Genomic DNA, 19,531 nt, shown 5'->3' with positions numbered 1-19,531 from the left:
TTCGGGCTGAGGTCAAAGAATATCGTGCAACCGACACGCCATAACATCAAGAACAGCGCGATCGGTGTGACGCTATCGCCGGTTGGGCCGGCGATAGCGGGTATTTGAGGCTTCAGGCCGCCTGCGAGAGCCGCAGCGCGCCCGGCCTCAACACGGTTTCGATGTGCGGAACCATGGTGTTGCGGGCGAAGCTGTAGATCTCCGAGCAACCGGTGATCTCGAAGCCGAGCTTCTGCTGCAGCTTGAGCGACGCCGGATTGTCGGCGAAGGCGCCGGAATAGACGGCGACTTCGGGCATGCGGCGGGCAAAACGTTCGAGTGCCGCCTTGACCGCTTCGGTCATGATGCCTTGCCGCCAGTAGAAGCGGTTCAGCCAGTAACCGAGGTGCCAGCGGCCGTGGCGGAGCTCAATACCGACGCAGCCGATATGGGCATCATCCCGCTCGGTGATGGCCAGTTCCCAGTCTATGCCCAGGCCGGAGGTGTGCTCGACCAGCCAGTCGAGCGCATCCTGCCGGTCATAGGGCGCGGGGACACGGGCCAGCATGCGGGTGACGGCGAAATCCGAAAGCGATTCCGCGATCATATCGGCGTCGCTGAGCCGGTGCGGGCGCAGCGTCAGTCGGCCGGTCTGGATGACCGGCGTCGGCCCGGGCGTCAGGATACGGTCGTTGCGGCGGGTAAGGGCGAGCGCGTTCATCTCATGCCTCCCCAGCTGCGTAACGATATCCAGGTCTTGCGATCGAGCCTGTACCATTCGACCGGTACGGTGCTGCCAAGCGCCAGGGATGCGGCGAGGCCAGACCCCTGAAACTGGAAGCCACACTTCTGCACGACCCGTCTCGACGCGACGTTCATGACTCGGCAACGGGCATCGATCTGCGCGACGTTTTCACGCGTGCGGAAGACCATGTCGACCAGAGCGTGGGCCGCTTCGGTCGTATAGCCCTGGTTCCAGTAGGGTTCACCCAGCCAGTACCCGATCTCGACCGTGCGTGGATCGCCCGTGGGCTCGACCCCGCAGCAGCCGAGAAAGGCGCCGTTGTCGGCTTTGGTAATCGCATAGACGCACTTGCCAATCTCGCCAAGTTTCGTGCGTCGCACGAAATCGGCGGCATCATTGGTCGTATACGGGTGCGGCATACGCGATACCATAGTAGCGACATTGGCGTTGTTGGCGAGATGGGCAAGGGCGTCGATGTCTTCTTCGTGGGGCGCGCGCAGAACGAGCCTTTCCGACAATAAGACGGGGCAATCGGTCCTTAACCTATCCGGCCTCAGCCGTTCTTCGGGAGACCTTGATTGGTCTTCCCTTAACAATTCGCCTTGCATGGTTCAGTCCTCCTTGGTTGAGGGTAAAGAAAAAGGGGAGATGGCGCCCCATCTCCCCTTTTTTCTTGACTGAACCTTTGTAGCGTCAGCCGGGTCGATGAGACGCCGGCTGTTTTAGAGCGCTACCGGCTTATTCCGCTGCTTCCGCTTTCGGCATTACAGACACGTACACGCGGCCATTGGCCTTCGTACGGTAGTTCACGTTGCCCGCCGTAAGCGCAAAAATCGTGTGATCCTTGCCGAGGCCAACGTTGGAACCCGGATGCCACTGCGTGCCGCGCTGACGCACGATAATGTTGCCTGCGATGACGGTTTCGCCGCCGAACTTCTTCACGCCAAGGCGCTTGGATTCAGAATCACGACCGTTGCGCGATGAACCGCCAGCTTTTTTGTGTGCCATTGGAGTTCTCCTTTAAACCCTGATCCCGTTACTTACTTGGCAGCCACGATGTCCGTGATACGGACAACAGTGTGGTGCTGGCGATGGCCGCGCGAACGCTTCGAGTTCTGACGACGGCGCTTCTTGAAGGCGATGACCTTCTTGCCGCGGTTGTGCTCGACCACTTCGGCCTTGACGGAAGCGCCCTTGACGAAGGGAGCACCAATCGCAGCGTCGGCGCCTTCGCCGATAACGAGGACTTCGGTGAATTCTACGGTGCCGCCGGCGGTGACTTCGAGCTTCTCGATGGTCAGCACGTCGTTTGCTGCCACACGGTACTGCTTACCGCCGGTCTTGATGACTGCGAACATTTTTTATCCTTTCATGTTCGTTCCGGCTCTCTCGCCTTGAGGACGAGCGGCCGTCTTTTTATCAGTCGAAACTTAGCAGGGATTTCAAAGGCTTGCTGCCCTCAAAAAGATCTGCCGGTGAAACCTTGCACAAAGCAAGGCTGGCAAGGCACGGACTTATCCACACCTATTGCGCCGCACGGGATATATAAGCATCCCTGATCTGTCAAGGCAAAAGGATGAAAAGCTTTCATATTCGCCCTTGCCATCCCCCCCGACTGTCGCTATGAGACAGCCCGCGCCTGACAGCGCCGACCAGCATAACCGGAGAGGTGGCAGAGTGGTCGAATGCACCGCACTCGAAATGCGGCATGCCTGCAAGGGCATCGTGGGTTCAAATCCCACCCTCTCCGCCATTTTGGCCTTTGTTTCAGGCCGCTGTCGATCAAGCTGATTCACTGATAGCCAGCCGAAATGCCTCACCCCTCCGGAAACCGATAGACCACATCCGCAAACGATCCCGTCGGAAACACATAGAAAAATTTCAGATTGGCGGATGATTCGTTGCGGATGCCGTGTTCGGCATTGCCGGGGATGAAGACTGTCGTGCCGGCCCTGACCGTGGTTTCCTGGCCATCGATCTGGACGATGCCGGTTCCCTCGAAGATGAAATAGATCTCCGATGGGTCGTGCCGGTGTGGCTTGAGTTCGCCGCCGGGTGCGAGGTCGGCGATGCCGGCGCTCATGCTGTCGGTGGGGGTGATGTCGCTGCTCAGCAGCGTGTGCCAGGATATGCGGCCATGGACCGGATCGTCCCATCCGTCGCGCGGGCGTTCTTCGGCCGTGGTGATAACTGCTTGCGATCGCTTGGTCATTTTGCCTCAAAACGCTCTGTCAGCAACTATCCGGAACGGTGTCACATCGGCTGCGAATGTCAATTGGCGGGGCATGGATATCCGCGTCTTCCGGCTGCGGCTCGCGAGGCTTTATGGCGGCAAGAGGCGAGGCTGATTGATGAGAGGTCATCGGGAGCGGAAGGGTTTTCCCGCTCCTTCGCGCCGCTCTTCTTCCAGGCGCTCACGTCCGGCGGATGAAATCGGATATCAGGCCGGAGACGGTTTCGGGGGCATCTTCGAAGCAATAGTGCCCGACGCCGGCGAGGCGTTCGATGCGGGCCGAGGGGAAGATGGTGGAGAAGAGCGGCAGGAAATGTTCGGCATGCAGCGTCCTGTCCGCCTCGCCCCATATGGCGAGCGCCGGCCTGCTGCGGATGATGCGATCGGCTTCTGGATCAGGCGTTTCGAATTGATGGTTGCCGGTTGGAAAGCCGTTGGCCCAACCCAGAGCGCCGAGACAGTCGGCTTCCGTCGCGAAGGGTGCGCCATAGGCCTCGATCCAGGCATCGGTGATGACGGCGTTGTTCTCGAAGCCGTTGAGCTTGAGAGTGCTGAGGATATTGAAGCCGAGATTGCCGAGCACCGGTTCGAGCGTGCCGTCTGTCGCAGCCTTGGCAATCCATTGGAACCAGGGCGAAACGGCCGCATTGGCCGTGAGACGATCTATCAGGTCCGCCTGGCCGAAGGGTGTCGGTCCGTTGGCCGAGATGACGCGGCGGATGCGGTAGGGTTGGCGGGCGGCAAAGCCCATGCCGACGGGGCCGCCGAAATCATGCATGACCAGGGTGATATCGGTAAGGCCCAGCGCCGCGATGAAGGCCTCCAGATTGTCGACATGATCCTGTAGCCAATAGCTGCGCTCAGTGGGCGTTTCGCTTTTGCCGAAGCCCATGTGATCGGGAACGACGACGCGATATCTGCCGCTCAAGGCCGGCACGAGATGGCGGAAGAGATAGCCCCAGGTGGGCTCGCCATGCAGGCAGAGGACGACCTCGCCGTCGCGCGGTCCTTCATCGACGTAATGCATCCGGAAACCCGGCGCTTCCGTGAAATGCGGTGTGAACGGAAAGGTGCCGGCAAATGTGGCATCAGAGGGGATCATGGTGGACTCCTATGTGGTTTTAGTTTGCAACCATGATTTCTGTATCTCTTGTGGTTTCAATTTGCAACCGATATGATGGCGCGATATTGAAATGACGCGATACCCGGTGCGGTATCGGCGGAATACGGGAATGGAGCGAGGCAAGGTGCGATGGCCAAACGAATAAGCCACAAGGATTCGATGTGCGGGGTCGCCCGGCCGCTGGATGCGATTGGCGACTGGTGGTCGCTGTTGATCATCCGTGATGCCTTCGACGGGCTGCGGCGTTTCGGGGAGTTTCAAAAGAGCCTGGGGCTGGCCAAGAACATCCTCTCGGCCCGGCTGCGCAATCTTGTCACGCATGGCATTCTGGATACCGTGCCGGCATCGGACGGCAGCCCCTATCAGGAATATGTGCTGACGCAGAAGGGGCAGGGCCTGTTTCCGCTGCTGGTCGCGCTTCGCCAATGGGGCGAAGATTTCTTTTTCGCGCCGGGTGAGCCGCATGTCACTTTGGTCGACACGAAGAGCAATCAGCCGGTGCGGCGGCTGGAGCTACGCGCACAGGATGGGCGGATGCTTATGGCGGAGGATACGATCGTCGTTGCGCCACCGCTCGTAGATGGGCGCGAATAAATTAGCCGGCGAAAATCTCGCCGGTTGCTTCAGCAGAGTTTACTCGGCGACGAGGCCGCTTCGGCGCAACAACGACAGGAAGAGAAGCGGAATGAGCGTCGTGATGATGATCGTCACGAAGGCCATCGCCATGCCGAGGCCGATAGAGCCCTGCTCGAACTGCCGCCAGATGAAGGTAGCGATGGTCTGCATGCCGACGGGCGCGAGAACGATCGAGGCCACGAGTTCGCGCGAAGCCAGCGCGAAGACGAGCAGCATGGCCGATGCCAGGCTCGGCAGCACCAGCGGCAGCAGGATGCGGCGGAAGACGGTCAAGGTGTTTGCGCCTGAGACACGGGCTGCGGCCTCAAGATTGTCGCCGATCTGCTGGAAGGCGGCGGAGGAATAGCGCGCCGTCTGTGGCAGGAGAATGCAGCAATAGGCCAGCAGCAGGATGAGAGCGGTATTATAGGGCGTAAACGGCAGGCCGGGCATGTTCCAGACGAGGATGAGGCCAACGGCAACGACGATGCCGGGCAGGGCATTCGGAAGCACGGTCATGATGTCAATCAGCAGGCGTCCGCGCATTTTCGTTTTGACGACGGTATAGGCGGCGGTGACGCCGATCAGGCCGGTGATGATGGCAGCGCCGACCCCAAGCGCCAGGCTGTTGCCGAGGGCGGCGAGCGCGCCGGCACTGTTGCCGAAGACGGCCGCGAAATTGTCGAGGCCGAGATTGCCTAAGGAGAGACCGCGGGAAATCGTCTTCGAGAGCGCCGTAGCCAGAATGGAAAGCATGGGCACGCCGGTCGCGAGAAACGAGACGATGCCAAATGCCAGCAAAGCCGGGATGGTCAGCGTGCCGAGCGGACGCTTGTCCTTGTTCTGCGGCTTGCCGCTCACCGTCTGGTAGGAGCGCCGCGAGAGGATCCGGCGCTGGATGAGAAAGGCGATCAGCGAGATGACGACGAGGGTGAGTGACAGCACGGCGGCACCCGGCAAATCGATAGGCCAGTCGCCGATGCGGGTATCGATGCCGGTCACCAGAACCTGGAAACCGGCGCGACGGCCGAGGGCTGCCGGCGTGCCGTATTCCTCGATCGCGGCGGCGAAGACCAGCAGCAGGCTGGCGGCAAGGCCGGGTGCTGAGAGCGGCAGCGTGATGCGCCAGAAGGCGCGGGCCGGTGAGGCGCCGAAGACGCGGCCGACATCGGCGTAGCGGGCACCCACGGCCTCGACAGTGCGCGATACGGCGAAATAGACGACCGGGAAGGTGTTGAAGGTCATGACCACGGTCATGCCAGTAAGCGAGAAGAGGGTAGGGGCGAGATTGAAGCCGGCGATCTGCTGGAGATAGCCGTGCGGCTGCAGCGCCATGATCCAGCCAAGCGTGGCGATATAGGGCGGGATCATGAAGGGTGTCAGCAGCAGCACGTCCCATAAAGGTGCGAAGGGAACACGGTAGAGCGCACGGACGACGCCGAGGGGGACGGCGATGAGGGTGGAGGCAACGACGACGGCGCATCCGAGGTTGATGGTATTTGCCGTCATGCCAAGGAGGGCCTCATCGGCCAAGGTCTTGCCGATGGCCGAGAAGGGTGCCGCAAACGAGCCTTGTCCCAGCGAGGGAAAGACCGCCTGCAGCACGACGGCCACGAAGGGAAAGGCGACGATGATGATCAGCCCCAGGGCCGCTAGCCAGGCTGCCGGCACCGGAGCGCCTGTTCCCTTCGCACTCATTGCATCAAGCCTTACTTGCCGCCGAACAGATCGCCGACCTGCTTCAGCGTTTCCTTGCGCTTGCCGTAGACGGCGTTGACGTCGTAGTCGAGCAACTTGAGATCGCTCACCAGCGGACGCGAGGCCGGAATGTCGGAACGCGCCGGCATCAGGAAGGTGTCGGCAACCAGCTTCTGGCCTTCATCGGATAGCATGTAGTCGACGAACTTCTTGGCTTCGTCCTGATGCTTGGACCAGTTGAGGATCATGACCGGGCGCGGCGCGATGACCGTGCCAGATTGCGGGAAGACAACGTCGATGGTCTCACCCTTGGCCTTGGCGTCGAAGGTGATGTAGTCGACCGCGCCGAAGACTGCGGCCTTGGCACCCTGCAGCACCGGGTTCAGCGCTTCGGCATTGGCGCCGGCGATAATGGCGCCGTTATCCTTCAGCTCCTTGAAGAGATTGTAATTGTCCTTGCCGGCGAGGGCCGCCGTCAGTTCGAAAGAGGAGCCGGACTGGGCGGGATCGGGAATATTGACGAGATCCTTGAACTCGGGCTTGGCGAGATCTGCCCATTCCTTCGGCTCGGTCGTGCCGCTCTTGGTGTTCCAAGCGATGCCGAGGGCGGAAACGCCCTGAGCCACGGCAGTGTCGGTCTTCAGAAAGGCCGGAACCTTCGCGGCATTCGGGCTGGTGTAGGAGACGAGCCAGCCGCGCTTGGCGAAATCGGTCGCCGTATCCCAGGAAGCCGAGATCAGCACGTCGACGGCCGGATTGGCGGCCTCGGCTTCGATGCGGGCCATGACCTTGCCGGTCGTTGCCTGGAAGACGTTGACCTTAATGCCGCTCTGGGCGGTGAAGCCAGCGGCAAGCTTGTCGATGAGGTTCTGTGGGCCGGCGGTGTAAACAGTGATGTCGGCATGGGCGACGCCGCTCAGCAGTGCGGTCGAAATGGCAAAAATTGCAATATTCTTCAGTGATTTAAACATGTTTTTCCTCTCTAGGCTCAAGTGATGTTCCTGCTAGAACCACAGGATGCTAGTCGCGTCGACCGAAAGGCCGATCTGCTCTCCTGGCCGGATTTTAACCGGGCTCAGGACCTGAAGCTCGATCCCGGTCGTGCCGTGCGGCACGGCGGTGACGAGATGACCGTCTCCACGGAAGTGCGAGCGTAAAGCCGTTGCCGGCAGATTCGGCCAGGCGGTTTCGCCAAGCGAAATGGCGCGCGTCGGAATGAGGATTCTGGCCCTCTCCAGGCCCGGCCGCGCCGTCTCCGACAGCACATGCGGACTTCCCGCCAGCCGCCAGCCATTGTCGCGCCATTCCAGATCGGCCGTGCTGCCGAGCCGCAGGAATTCGGCAACTTCCGGAGATCTGGGGCTTTCGATCAATACGTCGGGTGAGGCAAGCTGGGCGATTTCGCCCGAGCGCATGATGGCGACTTCGTCGGCAAGCGTCAGGGCTTCGCTGTGGTCGTGCGTGACGTATATTGCCGTCAACCCAAGCGTGGAGATGAGCTCGGCCAGTTCGCCGACCATGTTTTCGCGTAGTTCGCGGTCCAGATTGGACAGCGGCTCGTCGAACAGGATGAGTTGCGGCTCGGCGACAATGGCGCGGGCAATGGCTACGCGCTGTTGCTGGCCACCGGAAAGATCGCTCGGGCGGCGATGGGCAAGCGCTGCCAGGCCAACGCGTTCCAGCGCCCGCATGGTGCGTTTTTCGCGTTCGGCCTTCGCCACTCCGCGCATTTCAAGGGGGAAGGAGACGTTGCCGCCGACCGTCAGGTGCGGCCACAGGGCATAATCCTGAAACACCATGCCGAGGTTACGCTTCTCTGGCGGCACGAATGTCTTCGATGCCGCATCCGCGACGGTCTGGCCGGAAATGGTGATGCTGCCTTTGGTCGGCGCAAGAAGGCCGGCGACGAGGCGCAGAAGGGTGGTCTTGCCGCATCCCGATGGGCCGAGCAGGGCCAGCGTCCGTCCCTTGGCGAGCGAAAGATCGATGCCGTTGAGGACGACCGCCTTGTCGTAATGAAGTTCCAATCCTGTCGCCGCAACGGCAGCCTGGATCCGGTTTGCGTCATTTATCATCAAAAAATCGGTATCTCTAAAAGCTACAAGCCTGAGTAGAGGCGCTGCATGACAGCGGTGTGACGAATAAGTCGTAAGAGGTCGCCTCCGGCTTGCACCCTCGACAGTTCGGCCATGGACGAACTATACCGCACGTCTGTACGGTTACACTGCAGCTCTCAGAGGAGAGTGCAATGTTGATGAACACAGCCCAATCCAAACCCGCAGAGAATGGTCACGACCATATCGTCATCAAACCCAGCGTGCTCTATGTCGGCACGCCCGTCGTGCTGATCAGCAGCCTCAACCCGGATGGAACCACGAATATCTCGCCGATGTCGTCCGCATGGGCACTGTTCGACCGCATCGTCCTGGGCCTGACATGCACGAGCAAGGGCGGGGAAAATGCGCTGCGCGAACGGCAGTTGGTGTTGAATTTTCCCTCACCCGACCTGTGGCGGAAGATCGAGGCGATCGCGCCGACGACCGGTCGCAATCCTGTTCCCCCACATAAGGAGAGGATCGGATATCGGTTCGAATCCGACAAATTCGACGTCGGCGACTTTACCCCTCAAGCGGCCGATCTCGTCCGGCCACTGCGCATCGCGGAATGCCCCATTCAAATCGAAGCCGAAGTCATGGCATCGCACGAGCCCGGTGGCGAATGGCCATCGGAGCGGCCGGAGGCTTTCCGCATCATCGAGGTGAAGGCAGTTCGGGTTCATGCCCATAGGGGTATCGTCGTGCCTGGCACCAATCATATCGATACCAGCACATGGAGCCCGCTTCTCTACGTGTTCAGGCACTATTTCGGCATCGGACCCGATCTCGGCCGCACATTCAAGGCTGAGGTGTAATGCAGTTCCCGCTTGCTGCGTCCATGCCGATCATCGCCTGGCTTCAGCGCCTCGGATCAGCAGATCGAGGCCGGCTTCGAAGAGGCCTTGGTGACCGCTCGAGCGGTAATGGGCGATGGCTCTGGCGAGATTCGGGCGGGTTTTTGCTGCGATATCGAACGCGGTCTGGTCCGGCGGAGAGGCAGCATCCGCCTGTTCCTCCAGCACGCATCCCACCACGTATCGGCCGATGGCAATCTGAAGCTCCAGCGCTCCGCCCGGCGTGAAGCCGGCCGCAACGAGGCATTCGAACTGGGCTTCGATGGGATCGAGATCGGTGGAATCGGCTTCCGTTCCGGCGTGCACGCGCGCGCCATCGCGCCACGCCAGCAAAGCGGAGCGGAAGCTTCTGGCGTTGGCCCGTAGGAAATCTTGCCAGGTCTCGCTGGCAAGCGGCGTGCGGCGCGTATGGTTCCGCTTCAGCATCTCGATATTCATAGCGGCCAGCAGGGCTTGCTTGCCCTTGAAGTGCCAATAGAGAGCCGGCTGCTGGACGCCAAGACGCTGGGCGATCAGCCGCGTCGACAGGCCGTCGACGCCGACCTCGTTCAGAACGGTCAATGCCGTGTCGACGATTTGGTCCCGGTCGATTTTCATTGCGTCTCCAATTGACAGCCTAGAAGGTGTAGTTTATCGGCGATAAAGTTATTTATCAACGATAAGTTGCCGACCATGAACAAGATGCTTCTGACCATTCTGGCTGTTGTCATCCTCGATGCGGCGGGTACAGGGCTGGTGCTGCCGATCCTGCCGGAACTTTTGCAGAGCGTTGCGCATACGCCGGATCTCGGCTGGCGCTACGGCGCGTTCCTGTCGCTCTATGCCGCGCTGCAGTTTCTCGCCGCTCCCATTCTCGGAACGTTGAGCGATCGCTATGGCCGCAGGCCGGTGCTGCTCGTTTCACTGGCGGGCGGCATGGTCGACTATGCCTTCATGGCATGGGCGCCCGGCTTCTGGTGGCTGTTCCTGGGCCGCGCCGTTGCGGGGCTGACGGCCGCCAATGCCTCGGTCGCGGCTGCTTGCCTGACCGACATCACGCCTGACGAAAAGCGCACGCGGGCCTTCGGGCTCCTCAGCGCCTGCTTTGGGATCGGCTTCATTCTCGGGCCAGCCATTGGCGGTCTGCTCGGCACGTTTTCCCTTCGCGCGCCCTTCGTGGCGGCTGGCGTGCTCGTGATGATGAATTTCATTCTTGCGCTGATCGCATTGCCCGAAACTCGGGTCGAGAAGCCCGCGCATATCGATGCGGCTGCCTTTCATCCGCTGGCGCCGCTGCGCTGGCTCGGAGCCTTTCCGGCGCTGCTGCCGCTGTTGTTCCTGTCCGTCATCCTCAACATTGTCGGCCAGATCGGCGGCACCGTCTGGGTGCTCTACAGCCAGGACAAGTTCGGATGGGATACGGCGGCGGTCGGGCTTTCCCTTGCCTGCATGGGGCTTCTTCATGCCCTCGCCCAGGCCTTTGTCGCCGGCCCCTTGAGCGAGCGCTGGGGCGAGCGTCGTGCGCTTATCGTTGCCATCGTCTGCGACAGCGCCGCCTATATCGCGATTGCCCTGGTTACGCGCAGCTTCATTACAGTGTTGCTGCTTCCGCTCTTCTGCCTGAGCGCAATGGGCGGCATCGGCCAGCCGACGTTGCTGTCGCTGATGACGCAACGTGTGGGCGCCGATGATCAGGGGCGCCTGCAAGGCGTGCTGGGCAGCCTGACAAGCCTTGCATCCATCATCGCGCCTCTGGCGGTCAGCGAGATCTACTTTGCCTCCAGATATGATTTCCCCGGCCTGATCTGGATTCTCGGCGCGCTGCTGTATGTCACCTGCGTGCCGGTACTGTTCACGCTCCGAAAGAAAACGGCCGGCGCATGAGGGCCGGCCGGGTCATCACAATACAGCTCTTCCTGTCGGCCTAATTCAGCGAATCGTCCGGCTCGGGATCCTTGACCTTGCCGAAGAGGCTCTTCAGGGCGCTGGTCTTGGCCTTCGTGACCTTGTTGGCTTTTATCGCCCGCGTCGCGGCCTTGGCCTGCTCCAGCATCATCTCGATCTGGATCTGCTGGATTTCGGTCAGCCGCTCCCATTGGCGATTGAGGAGGTGATCGACCTTTTCATGCAGGTGGCGGATTTCCAGTTCGGCCTTCAGGTTCACCTTGTAGTCGTTGAGGGCGCGCAGGCGATCCTTCTGTTCCTGGCGGCGCTGGCTCATCATGATGATCGGAGCCTGCAGGGCGGCGATCGTCGAGAGAATGAGGTTCAGCAGAATGAAGGGATAGGCATCGAAAGCCGTCTTTTCGCCCATGAGCACATTGATGCCCATCCATACGGTCAGGAACAGACAGAAGGAGATGATGAAGGTCCAGCTGCCGCCGAATATGGCGACGCCGTCGGCCATCCGGTCGCCAATGGAGCGGTGGTCTTCATAATCCTCTTCGATGTTTTCTGCGAGTGTATCATGCGTCTTCAGGCTTTCGACCACCTCGTCCTCGAGGGTGGAAAGCTCACCCCGTTCGTCGGTCAGAAGCTCGGCAATATATTGGGCGCGATAATCGTCCATCACCTTGCGGCTGATATAGTCGTCGGCGCGCAGTTCGGGATGTTTCAGCCGCATGAAATCCGCAAGCGAGGGGCGGAGGTCATCGACGTGTACGGCGTCCTTCTTTTTCAGCGTCTGGCCTGTGATGGCATCGATGAGCTTGACGGACTTGGCCTTCGCCTGGGCGAGGCTTTTGGTATAGTCGTCCATCTCCACCACGGTCGCGGCTTCGCCTTCGCCGGCATCGAAGTCGACGATCCCGTCCGCCGGATCAAAGGTCTTCGTATCTGTCATATGTGGAGGCCTCTTTCACAAGTTTCCGCTCGTTTAGCCAATAATGCAAACAGGATTGTGACTGTTAGAAGACTGTCAAAATCCCAACTGCCGTCAAACCGTATTGCCGCAACGTTTCGAGGTCGTCGTTCTGCATGCGCTTGCTCAGTGTCTAATAGCGTGATTGTCCTAAGCAACGGCAAATGAAATGTTTCTGCATGTATAAAGTCGGGCAGTTTTCGGGCCAGAAAACTCGAAAAACAACTGGTCCGTGCGCTCTCAAAAACGGTTTCGAAAGCCCAGCGTGCCAAAGCGGAAAATTCTACCGTTTAAATCAAGATTGTGAATTTCCGCCCCCTTGACCGAGGTCGTCCGGCTTCTATCTGCCGCAGTGCAGCAGAGACCCCACTGCCGCGAATAAATGTTTAGGTTCAAAGAATTAACTCAACAGGATGTTGGGCCTGTTGCCATGGGTTTGCACGTGTGCGGAAAGGATAGCTATGCACAATTCCCCGGCAAAGGACTTGGAGTCCATCGCCAGGCAGGGCGGTCGCTTCAAGCGAATGGCTGTTAGGATACCGACTTACCTGACCGATCTTCGGGAAAATCCCGCCTGGTTGCCGATGTTCCTGCTGGCGCGGACATTGCCGTTTCGACGGATGCATTGGTTTGCCACCAGACAGCCCGTCACGCTTCCGGTTTCCGGTGCCTCCATGTTCGGCGGGCTCGAACGCAGCACCGTCGTCAATGCATTGCGGACGGATGGCATCTATCCGGGCCTGATGCTGCCCGATCATATTCATCGTGAGATCACCGAATTCGCCCAGACCACGGGCTGCTTCGGCAATTTCAATCGAAAGCTCGAATTCGTCGCGGGTGAACACAAGGAGGCGGAAGCCCGTTTCGTGCGCCCGATCCTTTCCGGGCATTTCTTCGAGCGTTCGCTCGATTGCGCGGCCGTCATGGCGGTACAGCGCGATCCGTTGCTGATCGATGTCGCCCGCCAATATCTGGGTGGCCAGGCCAAGGTGATCACCACGCGCATCTGGTGGAGCTTTCCGACGCAGGCTTCGGAAGCGGACAGAAGCATGGCGTCGCTCGATAAATATCACTTCGATCTCGACGACTGGCGAATGCTGAAGTTCTTCTTCAACCTGGTCGATGTGGACGAGGGCACCGGGCCGCACGTTTTCGTCAAGGGCAGCCACAGGCGGCGGCGCGTCAAGCATCAGCTCACTCTGCTTGTCGGGCATTCGGCAGATGAAGTGCTCGATTACTATGGAAAAGCGAGCGCGGTGACGCTGACCGGCAAAGCCGGTTCCGGCTTTGTGGAAGATCCCTTTGGCTTTCACATGGGCACGGTTCCCACGCAGAAGCCGCGCTTGATGATGGAAGTCGGCTTCGGCGTCTCGAAGCCGTCGCAGCGCCGCTTCCATGGAGAGCCCGTCCTGCGATAGGCTGCGGATTGCTTTATGGAAGCCATGCTGTGGAGCGCCGTTGACCGGCGCTCCTGCCGCCTCAGCCCTATGCGGAGCGGCGGAACCGCCTGGCGATGAAATGGTCGAGCGCGATACGGCCCGGGCCGCCGGCGATGATCACCAGGAAACAGGTTGCCCATGTGCCATGTGTCGGCCAGGCATCGGGATAGACGAATATCTCTATGACGAGCGTCATGCCCAGCAGGGCCAGCGCCGACAGCCGGCTTGCGAAGCCGATGACCAGCAGAAACGGAAAGAAATGTTCGCTGAAGGCCGAGATATGGGCGGCGATCCACGGATCGATGAAGGGCAGCTTGTATTCCGTCTGGAACAGATAAACGGCATTGTCGGTCACATGCCAGCCATCCACCTTGGTCTGGCCGGACTGCCAGAAGACGGCGGCAATCGACAGGCGCGCGACAAGCGCGATCAGATCGTGCGGAATGCGGTTGAGAAGCCTGAGGGCGCCATACAGCCTCTGCGGCACGGTTTCGCGTTCGGCCACGCCGGCCGTCATCATATGCTCTTGCATGTCGGTTCTCCCTGACGTTCAGCGAATGGTTATGAATGCGCCGGCCGCGAGCGCGCCGGCGAGGTTGGCGGAAAGATCGAAATCCGGTGCTTCGGCAAGAGCTGCCTCGAATGCGCTGCCGAGATTGGAGCCGGCAACAAGCATCTCGAGAAAAACGGCACCACCGGCGGGGGGGCGATGCACTTCAACCGTCATTTGCGGCCGGACGACAAGCGCATCCTCACCCGTCCAGTCCTCGATATCAGCCAGTTCGATTTCGCCGGTGTTCATTGCCCAGATGGTAATCATGGGAAAGGCGGAGCGAATGATCGAGGCTGAGGGATGCGGCACGAAGCGCAAACGTGCCAGGCCTTCCGGCTCGACCATGGCCAGCAAGGCGGCGTCGAGCGGCATTGCATCGGCGGCGTGATAGGCCTTGCCGCGGGCGACTTCCAGCCTGATGACATCGGGCAGGTATGGGATTTCGCCCGCAGGCTCGAAACTCCCGACGAAATCACCGAAGTCGTCGCCGTAAGCCAGCAGCAGGGGCGAGTGTGGCGGATGCAGGCGGATGAATTCATGCGCCATGGCGGCGAAGAATTCCTCGCCGACGATGCTCTCGGCGGCCGGAAAGCGCGAGGTCAGGGCACCGATGAGCCCGACGGCGACGTTGTTGCGGTAGACGCCGAAGCGACGCTCCGGACGCGGGCCGTTCCAGGCTTCAAGTCCTTCCGGAACCGCCCGATCGAGATCGACGAGCGCTGCTGCGAATTCGGTTTGCGTCGAGAGAGACATGGTTGCTCCTATGCCGCCCGGAGTTCGGCCGCGCGCCGAAGGATAGCGTCGGCGGCCTCCGCCTCGGCCCTCAAAACCGGCCATTCCGGCACGTCATTATCCCATTCGACCAGGCTGGCAATCGGACCCGTGCGGGCGATCAACTCCTGATAGAGCGCCCATACCGGGTCTTTCACCGGCGTATCGTGGCTGTCGATCAGAAGCGGCGCGCCGGCATCGTCAATGGTTTCAGAATGGCCGCTCAGATGGATCTCGCGCACGCATTGCACCGGAAAGCGCTTGAGGTAAGCGCGGGGATCCATGTTGTGATTGGTGGCGGCAACGAAGACATTGTTGACGTCGAGCAGCAGGCCGCAGCCGGTGCGGCGGACGACCTCGGCAAGAAACTCCGTCTCTTCGATCGTGCTTTCCTCGAAGAGCAGATAGGTAGCCGGATTCTCCAGTAGCATCTGGCGGCCGAGCAATGTCTGCACCTCATCGATATGGGCGCAGACCTGGGCGAGGGTCGCCTCTGTATAGGGGAGCGGCAGGAGGTCGTTCAGAAAGGTCGTATCGTGGGTCGACCATGCCAGATGCTCGGAAAAGCTTTCCGGCTCGTAGCGATCGCAGACGATCTTCAGGCGGGCAAGATGATCGGCGTCGAGTGGCTGCATCGAGCCGATGGAAAGGCCGACGCCGTGGACAGAGAGAGCATAGTCCTGGCGCAGCCTGCCAAGCTGGGCATGCGGCGGTCCGCCGGCGCCCATGTAGTTTTCGGCGTGCACCTCGAAGAAGCCGATCGGCTGGCTGGCGGCGTTTATCGTCGCAAAATGTTCCGGCTTGAAGCCGACGCCGGAACGGCGGGGAAGTTCTGACGGTTTCATTGCAAGCCTCCGCTTGGACATGCTTGATCGGGAAGGAGGGCGGCGCGCGGACCATGCGCCGCCCCGCGTCACTGCAGTCTGGTCAGACAGGCGCCGGACCCTGCATCAGCGTGCCGTGGCCGTTCGGCGTCTTGATCGTTTCGCAGGTTCCGGCGGGAACCAGCTTCCACGAATTGCGCTGATAATCGACTTTCGACGTGCCGGCGCAGGTGGTGCCGGGACCGGCTGCGCAATCATTCTGGCCTTTCAGGGCAACGCCGTAGCATTTGTCCTTGGCGTCGGCGGCTGAAGCGGTGGTGACGCCGGCGGCCAATGTCATTGCCGTCGCGACCGAGGCGGCGAGGGCGACTGCTGAAATCCTGCTCATGACAAACTCCTTGCAACAGATAATGGATCGATGATCTGAGCTCAGATCAGGCCGGGGTCAGCGAGCCATGGCCCTTCGGGGTCTTCATGGACGTGCAGGTGCCTGTGGGAACGAGCTTGAAGGACATCTTATCATAGCTCATGGTCGACTTGCCGGCACAATCATGCTTGCCGGCGGCGCAATCGTTCTGGCCCTTGAGCGCGACGCCATAGCACTTTTCCTTGGAGTCTGCGGCAGCAGCGGGAACGGCGATGGATGCAAGCGCCGAAGCGAGCGAGCCGGCAATGGCCAGGGTGAGGATGCTGTTCTTCATGGGACTGTCTCCTAGATGGATGCGAGCCGTCATTGGCTTGCATCAGGGTCTACGGAGCGTCCGTGGGCGATGTTACAGCCGGCGCGAATTTTTTTTGAACGATACGAAATTATTCTGTGCCGGCTATATGTTTCGGTCCGATTGCCTGCCGGACGGGGACTTTTGGCCAAAAGCCGAAAAGACTTGAAAAAGATGGACGGTTGCCGGTAACGAAAGTCTGCGGTCCTGCGTAGAGGAGATGTCGGGTGAGTCATTCGGCGCGCGAAGAGGAATGGGCAGTCTGGATGCGCGCCGCCATTGGCGGCGATGCGCAGGCCTACCATCGTTTCCTGTCCGCGGTGACGCCGTATCTGCGCGCCATGGCGCGCCGGCGCTGCGATCAGTTCGGGGCGCCGGCCAGCGAAGCCGAGGACGTGGTTCAGGAAGTGCTGCTTGCCATCCACCTGAAACGCGGAACCTGGGACGCATCGCGCCCGATCGGGCCGTGGATATCGACGATCGTGCGGAACAAGCTGATCGACGGTCTCAGGCGGCGTGGACGGCATGTGAGCGTACCGATCGACGATGTGATCGATATCCTTGAGGCGGAAGAACAGACCGATGCCCTGGAGCGATTGGACGTCGATCGTATGCTGGAACAATTGAAGGATCCGCAGAAGACGATCGTGCGCTCGATTTCCGTCGAGGGAACCAGCGTACGGGAAACGGCGGATCGGCTGAAGATGACGGAAGGCGCGGTGCGCGTGGCGCTGCATCGCGCGCTGAAAGTGCTTGCGGCCCTGTATCGGAGTGAGACCAGTGAAAACCGATGACCTCATCAATCTTCTGGCGCAGGACGCGCCGGTCCGCACGCGGATCGGCAAGGCCCTCGCCTTGGCGGTCGTCGCGGGTATCCTGATCAGCGGCGGGCTTTTCTTTGCGATGATCGGTTTTCGCGGCGATATCGACAGCGCCATGCAGACCGTTCGTTTCCTGTTCAAGTTTGTTGTGACTATCGCGCTTGCTGCGACAGCTTGCGCCGTCGTCTTCCGCATCGGCCGGCCGGGTGTGTCATTGCGCATCTGGGGCTGGGCGTTGCTGGCGGCACCGATCCTGCTGCTTGCAGCCGCAGCCGTCGAAATGGCGGTCATGCCGGCGGACAGCTGGAGCGCGCGGATGATCGGGCACAATGCCCGCTTTTGCCTGACGCTTATTCCGCTGCTGTCGATCGGGCCGCTTGCCTGCTTCCTGTTTGCATTGCGCCACGGCGCGCCGGAAAGGCCTGGTGTTGCCGGTGCTGTTGCGGGGCTTGCAGCCAGCGGTATCGCCGCAACCTTCTACGCCTCCAACTGCACGGATGACAGCCCGCTCTTCGTGTTGCTCTGGTACCCGATCGCGATCGCCATGGTCACGGGCGTGGGCTATGTGCTCGGCCGGCGCATTCTGCGCTGGTGATGCGGTCGAAAAGCCAGCTTTAACGGATTCGGAATATCCCGCATTGATCCTATCGGGCGGCGCGAACATCGATCGCCGCGAAAGGAGTTGGATGCGCCTGCTTTCACCTGTTATCCCGGACCTGCTCCCTGTTTTCAAAAAATTGCATTTGTCCGCTTTAAAGTATTTGCATCCGCGGCGAATTCTATTATAGAGGCGCAACCTTCGCCGCGAACGATTTCATCGTGTGGCGGTCGTTGGGGAATAGTTCAATGGTAGAACGACGGACTCTGACTCCGTTAATCTTGGTTCGAGTCCAGGTTCCCCAGCCAATTCTCCGTAGAAAACGCTACTTTCCTGATTTTCCAATCGCTACAGATGTCGTTTTGGCATCCGATAACGCGGACGACCCTGCCCAGGATGAAGAACTCCTGTCAGATATCATGAAGCAGTTTTTCCTTCTGCTTTCCCGAATTGGCACTGTAGTTACAATCATTGTCTGGCCGATGGATTGTTCCATAAGCAAGATAGCTCTTAGCCCGACAGCCGCCACCACAATTCCCAAGTGAATTCTTACATGTGCCGCAGCCGCTTATTTCGCTCAAGTGAACTGAGCGCATCATTCTAAATGGCTGCGAGTTTTGCCATTGCTCCTTAAAGCTCGAAGTCCAGATCGAAGCGGATCGGAAATCAGTTTCAGAAAAGAGTGCGCAAGGTGCGAGCGTGCCGTCGGCGTTCAAGGTGGCGAGTACGGTAGCCGCAGCGCAGGTCATCAGCTTATTAGGATTCTTTGTAGGGGAATATGGCTCCTGATAGCTGGTCAAGTATGTGACCCCTATCTTGAAATCATCGAAATGTGGCGCGTACTTTTCCCTCAGATCGGAAAGATACTTTGCACGATCCATTAGAGTTGACCGACTTAAAAACACATCATGATTGTGAGTTGCACGACCGCTGTTGAACGGTAGTCGAACGCTCCACGAGCGAACACCTAGAGAAAGGAGGAATTCGGCCATCTCTTCAATCCTGTCGATGTTCATAGATGACAATGTTGTCTGAGCTAAGACATCGACATCATATCGACGTAGGAGCGAAATTCCCTCGATACATTTCTTGTATGTGCCTAATTTACCGCGGAAATCCTCGTATAGATTTTCCTCATTAACATCTATGCTGATACTGGCCTGCTTATATATCTCCGATAGCCAGCCAATATTATCTTCAGTTATCAACGTCCCGTTGCTGCTTAAAATTCTGTTGTGCGCAATTTTTAAAAGCCTTTCCGAGAAACGACGAAAATCACGTCTCATCATAGGCTCGCCGCCCGTTACAGTCACAGTCCTGAGTTGAACTGCACTTAGTTCATCCAAAACAGTCTCAAGCTGCTCCCAACTGGGATGCGATCCCGACGCAGTTGAATTGTTGTAACAATGTTTGCAAAGTTGGTTGCAGCGTCGTGTTATTTCCCACGACATATCTAGAGGGTAGCTTAGAGCCGGAAAGTCCAAGTGACCTTCATCACGTCCATCATATTCGATGTCGTTCCACGTGTAGTGGCCCCCTAAATCTCCGGACACGATCTCCCACTTGTTAAGTGTTAGGAGTAATGTGCCCATTATGACCAGTCACATACCTAAGATAGAAGTGC

23 protein-coding genes and 2 tRNA genes are annotated in these 19,531 nt (G+C 59.7%); 8 read left to right on the top strand and 17 right to left on the bottom strand.

Going from position 1 to position 19,531, the window contains the following annotated elements:
* Nucleotides 1-112: 112 nt before the first annotated feature.
* The 4 genes from A6U86_RS10450 to rplU all read right to left on the bottom strand — a co-directional run bounded on the left by A6U86_RS10450 (nucleotide 113) and on the right by rplU (nucleotide 2,082).
* The gene (locus A6U86_RS10450; protein ID WP_068390235.1) at nucleotides 113-700 is read right to left on the bottom strand and encodes a GNAT family N-acetyltransferase; all 588 of its coding nucleotides are present in this window, start codon (nucleotides 698-700) and stop codon (nucleotides 113-115) included.
* Nucleotides 697-1,332 carry a GNAT family N-acetyltransferase gene (locus A6U86_RS10445; protein ID WP_068390233.1) on the bottom strand — a complete coding sequence of 212 codons (636 nt, stop codon included), beginning with the start codon at nucleotides 1,330-1,332 and terminating at the stop codon, nucleotides 697-699. The genes A6U86_RS10450 and A6U86_RS10445 overlap by 4 nt, the downstream gene beginning before the upstream one ends.
* A gap of 130 nt (nucleotides 1,333-1,462) precedes the next feature.
* Nucleotides 1,463-1,732 (bottom strand): 50S ribosomal protein L27, encoded by a 270-nt coding sequence (gene rpmA / locus A6U86_RS10440; protein WP_007790980.1) that lies wholly within the window; start codon nucleotides 1,730-1,732, stop codon nucleotides 1,463-1,465.
* 32 nt (nucleotides 1,733-1,764) lie between these two features.
* Nucleotides 1,765-2,082 carry a 50S ribosomal protein L21 gene (rplU, locus tag A6U86_RS10435; RefSeq protein ID WP_004127263.1) on the bottom strand — a complete coding sequence of 106 codons (318 nt, stop codon included), beginning with the start codon at nucleotides 2,080-2,082 and terminating at the stop codon, nucleotides 1,765-1,767.
* Between the two features lie 305 nt (nucleotides 2,083-2,387).
* On the opposite strand from rplU, the gene A6U86_RS10430 reads away from it, so the two are divergent.
* Nucleotides 2,388-2,477, top strand: a tRNA-Ser gene (locus A6U86_RS10430).
* Nucleotides 2,478-2,540: 63 nt separating this feature from the next.
* Here A6U86_RS10430 and A6U86_RS10425 read toward each other — a convergent pair.
* Nucleotides 2,541-2,936: a cupin domain-containing protein gene (locus A6U86_RS10425; protein ID WP_068390230.1), complete on the bottom strand. Its 396-nt coding sequence runs from the start codon at nucleotides 2,934-2,936 to the stop codon at nucleotides 2,541-2,543.
* 202 nt (nucleotides 2,937-3,138) lie between these two features.
* Complete coding sequence (locus A6U86_RS10420; protein ID WP_068390228.1) at nucleotides 3,139-4,059, bottom strand: alpha/beta fold hydrolase; 921 nt, start codon at nucleotides 4,057-4,059, stop codon at nucleotides 3,139-3,141.
* Nucleotides 4,060-4,209: 150 nt separating this feature from the next.
* Between A6U86_RS10420 and A6U86_RS10415 the strand changes: the two genes are divergently transcribed.
* Nucleotides 4,210-4,674 carry a helix-turn-helix domain-containing protein gene (locus tag A6U86_RS10415; protein ID WP_068390226.1) on the top strand — a complete coding sequence of 155 codons (465 nt, stop codon included), beginning with the start codon at nucleotides 4,210-4,212 and terminating at the stop codon, nucleotides 4,672-4,674.
* Nucleotides 4,675-4,713: 39 nt separating this feature from the next.
* Here the strand turns inward: A6U86_RS10415 and A6U86_RS10410 are convergent, their stop codons facing one another.
* The 3 genes from A6U86_RS10410 to A6U86_RS10400 are packed head-to-tail and all read right to left on the bottom strand — an operon-like array spanning nucleotide 4,714 to nucleotide 8,468.
* Nucleotides 4,714-6,393 (bottom strand): iron ABC transporter permease, encoded by a 1,680-nt coding sequence (locus A6U86_RS10410; protein ID WP_068390223.1) that lies wholly within the window; start codon nucleotides 6,391-6,393, stop codon nucleotides 4,714-4,716.
* A gap of 11 nt (nucleotides 6,394-6,404) precedes the next feature.
* On the bottom strand, nucleotides 6,405-7,364 hold the full coding sequence (locus tag A6U86_RS10405; RefSeq protein WP_068390220.1) for an ABC transporter substrate-binding protein: 960 nt from the start codon (nucleotides 7,362-7,364) through the stop codon (nucleotides 6,405-6,407).
* Nucleotides 7,365-7,397: 33 nt separating this feature from the next.
* Nucleotides 7,398-8,468, bottom strand: a complete 1,071-nt coding sequence (locus A6U86_RS10400) for an ABC transporter ATP-binding protein (protein ID WP_068390217.1) — start codon at nucleotides 8,466-8,468, stop codon at nucleotides 7,398-7,400.
* 173 nt (nucleotides 8,469-8,641) lie between these two features.
* Between A6U86_RS10400 and A6U86_RS10395 the strand changes: the two genes are divergently transcribed.
* Entirely contained in the window at nucleotides 8,642-9,304 is a 663-nt protein-coding gene (locus A6U86_RS10395; protein WP_068390215.1) for a flavin reductase family protein, read from the top strand.
* Between the two features lie 30 nt (nucleotides 9,305-9,334).
* On the opposite strand, the gene A6U86_RS10390 is transcribed toward A6U86_RS10395, so the two are convergent.
* Nucleotides 9,335-9,940 carry a TetR/AcrR family transcriptional regulator C-terminal domain-containing protein gene (locus tag A6U86_RS10390; RefSeq protein ID WP_068390213.1) on the bottom strand — a complete coding sequence of 202 codons (606 nt, stop codon included), beginning with the start codon at nucleotides 9,938-9,940 and terminating at the stop codon, nucleotides 9,335-9,337.
* Nucleotides 9,941-10,015: 75 nt separating this feature from the next.
* On the opposite strand from A6U86_RS10390, the gene A6U86_RS10385 reads away from it, so the two are divergent.
* The gene (locus A6U86_RS10385; RefSeq protein ID WP_068390210.1) at nucleotides 10,016-11,206 is read left to right on the top strand and encodes a TCR/Tet family MFS transporter; all 1,191 of its coding nucleotides are present in this window, start codon (nucleotides 10,016-10,018) and stop codon (nucleotides 11,204-11,206) included.
* Nucleotides 11,207-11,246: 40 nt separating this feature from the next.
* On the opposite strand, the gene A6U86_RS10380 is transcribed toward A6U86_RS10385, so the two are convergent.
* Complete coding sequence (locus A6U86_RS10380) at nucleotides 11,247-12,164, bottom strand: DUF1003 domain-containing protein (RefSeq protein ID WP_068390207.1); 918 nt, start codon at nucleotides 12,162-12,164, stop codon at nucleotides 11,247-11,249.
* Between the two features lie 479 nt (nucleotides 12,165-12,643).
* On the opposite strand from A6U86_RS10380, the gene A6U86_RS10375 reads away from it, so the two are divergent.
* The gene (locus A6U86_RS10375) at nucleotides 12,644-13,600 is read left to right on the top strand and encodes a phytanoyl-CoA dioxygenase family protein (RefSeq protein ID WP_068390204.1); all 957 of its coding nucleotides are present in this window, start codon (nucleotides 12,644-12,646) and stop codon (nucleotides 13,598-13,600) included.
* 67 nt (nucleotides 13,601-13,667) lie between these two features.
* On the opposite strand, the gene A6U86_RS10370 is transcribed toward A6U86_RS10375, so the two are convergent.
* From A6U86_RS10370 to A6U86_RS10350, 5 genes are all read right to left on the bottom strand, one after another.
* A complete protein-coding gene (locus A6U86_RS10370; RefSeq protein WP_068390201.1) occupies nucleotides 13,668-14,153 on the bottom strand; it encodes a DoxX family protein in 486 nt (161 codons plus the stop codon).
* Between the two features lie 18 nt (nucleotides 14,154-14,171).
* Nucleotides 14,172-14,927, bottom strand: a complete 756-nt coding sequence (locus tag A6U86_RS10365; RefSeq protein WP_068390198.1) for a DNA-binding domain-containing protein — start codon at nucleotides 14,925-14,927, stop codon at nucleotides 14,172-14,174.
* Nucleotides 14,928-14,935: 8 nt separating this feature from the next.
* Complete coding sequence (locus tag A6U86_RS10360; protein ID WP_068390196.1) at nucleotides 14,936-15,790, bottom strand: DUF692 family multinuclear iron-containing protein; 855 nt, start codon at nucleotides 15,788-15,790, stop codon at nucleotides 14,936-14,938.
* Between the two features lie 82 nt (nucleotides 15,791-15,872).
* On the bottom strand, nucleotides 15,873-16,157 hold the full coding sequence (locus A6U86_RS10355) for a DUF2282 domain-containing protein (protein ID WP_068390192.1): 285 nt from the start codon (nucleotides 16,155-16,157) through the stop codon (nucleotides 15,873-15,875).
* 46 nt (nucleotides 16,158-16,203) lie between these two features.
* On the bottom strand, nucleotides 16,204-16,470 hold the full coding sequence (locus A6U86_RS10350; RefSeq protein ID WP_068390187.1) for a DUF2282 domain-containing protein: 267 nt from the start codon (nucleotides 16,468-16,470) through the stop codon (nucleotides 16,204-16,206).
* A gap of 245 nt (nucleotides 16,471-16,715) precedes the next feature.
* Here A6U86_RS10350 and A6U86_RS10345 point away from each other — a divergent pair, with 245 nt between their 5' ends.
* From A6U86_RS10345 to A6U86_RS10335, 3 genes are all read left to right on the top strand, one after another.
* The gene (locus A6U86_RS10345) at nucleotides 16,716-17,282 is read left to right on the top strand and encodes a sigma-70 family RNA polymerase sigma factor (RefSeq protein ID WP_068390184.1); all 567 of its coding nucleotides are present in this window, start codon (nucleotides 16,716-16,718) and stop codon (nucleotides 17,280-17,282) included.
* Entirely contained in the window at nucleotides 17,269-17,904 is a 636-nt protein-coding gene (locus A6U86_RS10340) for an NrsF family protein (protein ID WP_068390177.1), read from the top strand. Before A6U86_RS10345 ends, A6U86_RS10340 begins: the two co-directional genes overlap by 14 nt.
* A 237-nt stretch (nucleotides 17,905-18,141) precedes the next feature.
* Nucleotides 18,142-18,215 (top strand) — tRNA-Gln (locus A6U86_RS10335).
* A 102-nt stretch (nucleotides 18,216-18,317) separates the two neighbouring features.
* Here the strand turns inward: A6U86_RS10335 and A6U86_RS10330 are convergent.
* Nucleotides 18,318-19,460, bottom strand: coding sequence for a radical SAM protein (locus A6U86_RS10330; RefSeq protein ID WP_158008744.1), 1,143 nt, complete (start codon nucleotides 19,458-19,460; stop codon nucleotides 18,318-18,320).
* Between the last annotated feature and the right edge of the window lie 71 nt (nucleotides 19,461-19,531).

Origin of the sequence: Rhizobium sp. AC27/96 (assembly GCF_001692325.1) — a bacterium.
Classification (GTDB): domain Bacteria; phylum Pseudomonadota; class Alphaproteobacteria; order Rhizobiales; family Rhizobiaceae; genus Rhizobium.
The sequence above is the reverse complement of the archived record's forward strand: the minus strand, read 5'-3'. Positions and strand labels throughout refer to the sequence as shown.

Excerpts from the sequence above, each read along its gene's own strand:
- A6U86_RS10450 (WP_068390235.1), bottom strand. The coding sequence starts at position 700 with ATGAACGCGCTCGCCCTTACCCGCCGCAACGACCGTATCCTGACGCCC.
- A6U86_RS10445 (WP_068390233.1), bottom strand. The coding sequence starts at position 1,332 with ATGCAAGGCGAATTGTTAAGGGAAGACCAATCAAGGTCTCCCGAAGAA.
- rpmA (WP_007790980.1), bottom strand. The coding sequence starts at position 1,732 with ATGGCACACAAAAAAGCTGGCGGTTCATCGCGCAACGGTCGTGATTCT.
- rplU (WP_004127263.1), bottom strand. The coding sequence starts at position 2,082 with ATGTTCGCAGTCATCAAGACCGGCGGTAAGCAGTACCGTGTGGCAGCA.
- A6U86_RS10425 (WP_068390230.1), bottom strand. The coding sequence starts at position 2,936 with ATGACCAAGCGATCGCAAGCAGTTATCACCACGGCCGAAGAACGCCCG.
- A6U86_RS10420 (WP_068390228.1), bottom strand. The coding sequence starts at position 4,059 with ATGATCCCCTCTGATGCCACATTTGCCGGCACCTTTCCGTTCACACCG.
- A6U86_RS10415 (WP_068390226.1), top strand. The coding sequence starts at position 4,210 with ATGGCCAAACGAATAAGCCACAAGGATTCGATGTGCGGGGTCGCCCGG.
- A6U86_RS10410 (WP_068390223.1), bottom strand. The coding sequence starts at position 6,393 with ATGAGTGCGAAGGGAACAGGCGCTCCGGTGCCGGCAGCCTGGCTAGCG.
- A6U86_RS10405 (WP_068390220.1), bottom strand. The coding sequence starts at position 7,364 with ATGTTTAAATCACTGAAGAATATTGCAATTTTTGCCATTTCGACCGCA.
- A6U86_RS10400 (WP_068390217.1), bottom strand. The coding sequence starts at position 8,468 with ATGATAAATGACGCAAACCGGATCCAGGCTGCCGTTGCGGCGACAGGA.
- A6U86_RS10395 (WP_068390215.1), top strand. The coding sequence starts at position 8,642 with ATGTTGATGAACACAGCCCAATCCAAACCCGCAGAGAATGGTCACGAC.
- A6U86_RS10390 (WP_068390213.1), bottom strand. The coding sequence starts at position 9,940 with ATGAAAATCGACCGGGACCAAATCGTCGACACGGCATTGACCGTTCTG.
- A6U86_RS10385 (WP_068390210.1), top strand. The coding sequence starts at position 10,016 with ATGAACAAGATGCTTCTGACCATTCTGGCTGTTGTCATCCTCGATGCG.
- A6U86_RS10380 (WP_068390207.1), bottom strand. The coding sequence starts at position 12,164 with ATGACAGATACGAAGACCTTTGATCCGGCGGACGGGATCGTCGACTTC.
- A6U86_RS10375 (WP_068390204.1), top strand. The coding sequence starts at position 12,644 with ATGCACAATTCCCCGGCAAAGGACTTGGAGTCCATCGCCAGGCAGGGC.
- A6U86_RS10370 (WP_068390201.1), bottom strand. The coding sequence starts at position 14,153 with ATGCAAGAGCATATGATGACGGCCGGCGTGGCCGAACGCGAAACCGTG.
- A6U86_RS10365 (WP_068390198.1), bottom strand. The coding sequence starts at position 14,927 with ATGTCTCTCTCGACGCAAACCGAATTCGCAGCAGCGCTCGTCGATCTC.
- A6U86_RS10360 (WP_068390196.1), bottom strand. The coding sequence starts at position 15,790 with ATGAAACCGTCAGAACTTCCCCGCCGTTCCGGCGTCGGCTTCAAGCCG.
- A6U86_RS10355 (WP_068390192.1), bottom strand. The coding sequence starts at position 16,157 with ATGAGCAGGATTTCAGCAGTCGCCCTCGCCGCCTCGGTCGCGACGGCA.
- A6U86_RS10350 (WP_068390187.1), bottom strand. The coding sequence starts at position 16,470 with ATGAAGAACAGCATCCTCACCCTGGCCATTGCCGGCTCGCTCGCTTCG.